The organism is Desulfobaccales bacterium, from assembly GCA_041648175.1.
In the GTDB taxonomy this organism is placed as follows: Bacteria; Desulfobacterota; Desulfobaccia; order Desulfobaccales; family 0-14-0-80-60-11; genus 0-14-0-80-60-11.
The window spans coordinates 1-3,655 of sequence record JBAZPO010000061.1; the positions used below are offsets into that span (position 1 = coordinate 1).

At 56.2% G+C, this 3,655-nt stretch carries 6 protein-coding genes; 4 read left to right on the forward strand and 2 right to left on the reverse strand.

Annotation, left to right across the window (positions count from 1 at the left end):
* The 4 genes from trpA to WC600_18940 form a co-directional block, all read left to right on the forward strand.
* Positions 1-386 (forward strand): tryptophan synthase subunit alpha (gene trpA, locus WC600_18925; GenBank protein MFA4904804.1); only part of this gene is annotated, 386 nt, incomplete at its 5' end.
* A gap of 88 nt (positions 387-474) precedes the next feature.
* Complete coding sequence (locus tag WC600_18930) at positions 475-990, forward strand: HD domain-containing protein (protein ID MFA4904805.1); 516 nt, start codon at positions 475-477, stop codon at positions 988-990.
* A gap of 157 nt (positions 991-1,147) precedes the next feature.
* On the forward strand, positions 1,148-2,116 hold the full coding sequence (locus WC600_18935) for a protein kinase (GenBank protein ID MFA4904806.1): 969 nt from the start codon (positions 1,148-1,150) through the stop codon (positions 2,114-2,116).
* Between the two features lie 9 nt (positions 2,117-2,125).
* Complete coding sequence (locus WC600_18940; protein MFA4904807.1) at positions 2,126-2,836, forward strand: NUDIX domain-containing protein; 711 nt, start codon at positions 2,126-2,128, stop codon at positions 2,834-2,836.
* Positions 2,837-2,841: 5 nt separating this feature from the next.
* Here the strand turns inward: WC600_18940 and queF are convergent, their stop codons facing one another.
* Both queF and pyrF read right to left on the reverse strand, forming a co-directional pair.
* Positions 2,842-3,180 (reverse strand): preQ(1) synthase, encoded by a 339-nt coding sequence (queF, locus tag WC600_18945; GenBank protein MFA4904808.1) that lies wholly within the window; start codon positions 3,178-3,180, stop codon positions 2,842-2,844.
* A partial coding sequence (gene pyrF / locus WC600_18950) for an orotidine-5'-phosphate decarboxylase (protein MFA4904809.1) occupies positions 3,171-3,655 on the reverse strand: 485 nt, incomplete at its 5' end. The genes pyrF and queF, both read right to left, overlap by 10 nt.

Genomic DNA, 3,655 nt, shown 5'->3' on the forward strand with positions numbered 1-3,655 from the left:
TAGACGGCGTGATAATCCCGGATTTACCGCCGGAAGAGTCGACAGTCGACCAAATATATTTAGTCGCGCCCACTAGTTCTGATGCCCGGATCAAGCTGATCACCGCCCGGTCGTCCGGGTTCGTTTATCTTATCTCCATTAAGGGTGTGACCGGTAAGCGGGTGGGGGTGGCGGGGAATATTGCCGAGCTGGTCGCCCGGGTTCGCCGGCAGACCAAGTTGCCGCTGGCAGTCGGGTTTGGTGTTTCCACTCCAGCCCAAGCCAAAGAGATCGCTAGGTACGCCGACGGCGTGATCGTCGGTTCGGCCCTGGTTGACCTGATCGCCAAGAAAAAAGTCGGCCAGATGATCAAGCTGGCCGCCAGCTTGAGGAAAGCGATCGATTAAATGTAGGGACAACCTTTATGGTTGTCCGAAATAAACGGACAGGGATTAACCCTGTCCCTACAATCCGATTAACATGATATTTTATCGTTTGAAACAGTTTTGGTTCGGGATGACTGCGGTCTACGGCCAGGCGGACGAAGCTTTCGCCCGGGGTTATCTCAACTCCGCAGAAATGGACTTGTTTAACCAGCTGCCGGGATTCGAGAAAAAGCACGCGGTCGTGGTGGCCCGCAAGATGCTTGAGCTGGCTCTCTATAACCCGGAGCTTGATCCGCAAAAGCTGGTCAAACTGGGCCTGCTGCATGACATCGGTAAAGTGCTGGAGCGCAGTTCGCTGGTTTCCAAGTCGCTCCTGGTCATCATCCGTTTCTTTTTGCCCCAGCTTTACGACTGGCTGGCCGCCCGGGGGGTCAAAAGCATCTTCCTCCGCCGGTTCTTTGTCCATAAGCACCACGGCCTGGTCGGCGCGAACCTGCTCGCCAAGATCGGGGTATCCGGCGAGTTCCTGATGATCATCAAAAAACACGACCCCCGCGTTGAGCCATTCGCGGAAGATGACCCCATTGAGCTAAAGATCCTCCAACAGGCTGATTCCACTTATTAATTGTTTGAAATCCCGCCGATAAAGTATCGATAATTTATTGGCTATGTACGGCGTTTTTGAACTAAGAGGAAAAAAGGTCTCCCCAAAATTGGCGGCCCGGGCTGGCGTCAGCCCAGAGCTGACGGTCATCGGCCGGACAGCGGACAGGCGGACTATCGTGGCCGGCGGCAACAAGTTTGACGCGACCTCCATGTCCCTTTTCCCCGGGTACCTGTTGCCGACCAGGCAGGGCCAAACAGTCAGCGAGATAGTCGCTAAAATCTCGGCCACGAAAAGCGTCGACAGTGAGTGCCAGAATGAGGCCGATCTTTTACAGGAACTGTCCGGCCGGGCCGGTTTCCCCGCGGTCGTTCACCGGGGCCAGGCGGCCGTGAGATATGACGACCGACCCAGCTTTTTAAGCGCGACAAAAAACGTCAGCCGGCAGGCGCCGTTCTTTATCATGCCCCGGATCGGCGGGCTGGACCTCGATCTCTTTCGGCTCAAGCAGAGTGATCCGGCAGAGGCCAGCCGGAAAAAACTTGCCTTGATCACCGGCCAGCTCATGCCGGCGCTGGCCGACCGGGTGGTCGAGCTGCACGAACGCAATATTGTCCACCGCGATATCAAGCCGAACAACGTCCTCTATGACCCGGCCGCTAATATCCTGACCGTCCTCGATTTCGGCCGGGCCGCGCGTCTCGATGCGGTCGAAGCGAGAACAGACCATGGCGCTTTTCCTTATGTGCCGCCCGAGTTGATGCTGGAAACCCCGGACAGGGAGGATGTCCGCGTCGATGTGTTTGGTTTTGGCGCGACTTATTATACCCTCCTGACCGGCCGGCTGGGGCTGGAGTATGAGGGGGTTGGCAATATCTGGCGTCTGACCGGCCTGGATTTAATGTTCATTTCGCAGGAAGAGGTGGTCAAGCGGTTTTGCCGGGAGCAGCTGCAGTTGGGTACCCTCGGCTATGCCGCACTGGTCGAGAGGATCAAAATGCCGAACGAGTTGAAACAATCAGAGCTGGGAAAGTATCTGGTCCGGCTGGTCCATCCGATCAAGACCGAGCGGCCGGCGAGCATGGGTGAGGTGGCGGAGACGATCAAGCGGCTGGGCGCGCAGTTCAACCAGGGTAGCTCGCTGTAGTATGGCAATATGAAGGTTTTTGGCAACGCTATGAGCGGCTCCTTACTCAAGACCGTAATTAATAAGCGTCAGCGCTATCAGGCCGGTGCCGGCTTGCCGCCGGTCGACCGTTTTCAGCGGGAAGTTGAGCGGCTGGCCGTCAGATTAGAGCCGCAATGCTTTACCGAACAGCTCTCGATCGTTAACCCGCAAGGCGAGCCAACCGGCCACGAGGCACCGCGCTGGTTCGTTCACCTGATGGGCTTACAGCATCTGACCGCTCGGGTCGCGCTCTTCACCGAACGGGAAATGATCCTGCAGGTGCGCAGCGGCAAGCGGCCGGGAACACAGGGGATGATTGATCTAACGGCGGGCGGTCATGTGCTGGCCGGCCGGACACCGCTCGAAACGGCTTATCGAGAGCTATTTGAGGAGATTGGTATATCGGGGATAAATCTGGCGGGAGGTAATCTTATACCGGTAGGCCAAACTCCCGTTCAAATCGTAGAGAAACCTTATGATCATACGGTCAATGCCGAGATTAATGTTTTGTTTGCCGGCCGCTTGAAACAGCAGGCTTTGCCGAAAATCCGCATTGATTGTCAAGAAGTGGAGAACTTGAGCTTGCAAACCGCCGAGGATTTGAGAGAGCTGGCAAATAGTCCTCTTGCTTCTTCCAGTTTATGCTTTTGTCTGCCGATCTATCTCGAGAATCTTCGGCATTTCATGTCTAGAAAATAAAGCGGCTATTGAGGATAGGCGGCGCTGACGGTTGTTTTTATCCCGCCCCGGACGCTGAATTCGCCGATTATCTTGGCCGAGCGGGGGTGGCAGGCGGCGACAAAGTCATCCAGTATTTTATTGATGACATGCTCGTGGAAAGCGCCGACATTGCGGTAGGAGATAAAATACAGCTTCAGCGACTTCAACTCCACTAATTTCTTTCCCGGGACATAATCGATCAGGATGGTGGCGAAATCGGGCAAGCCGGTCTTCGGGCAAACGCAGGTGAACTCCGGGAACTCGATATTTACCGTGTACTCCCGATCGGGATATTGATTGTCAACGACTTCGATCAGCGCCATTGGTTAATCTCGTCCTTTAGCTTTTTTGCTTCGGCTCCCGGGTCAGCGGCGTAAATGATACTGCGCGAAGCGTTGATGATCGCCCGCTGGCCGCCGAACTTAACGGCGGCTTCAAGGTCTCCCCCCTGCGCGCCGACCCCCGGGATCAGGAGCGGCATCTCGCCGGCCAGCGCTTTGATCGCTTTCAGCTCGTCCGGTTTGGTCGCGCCGACCACCAGCCCGCAGTTGCCGTGCTGGTTCCACTCTTTGACATGTTTAGCGACAGAAATATACAGTGGCTCCTGGCCAGCCGCCTGGAAGTCTTTCCCCCCGACATTCGAGGTCAGGCAGAGGATAAAAACCCCTTTCTCCTGATAATCGAGGAACGGCTGGACCGAGTCGTGGCCCATATACGGGTTGACGGTCGTGGCATCGGCTTTGCAGGCGTCAAAGACGCTTTTAGCATAGGCCGCCGAGGAGTGTCCGACGTCGCCCC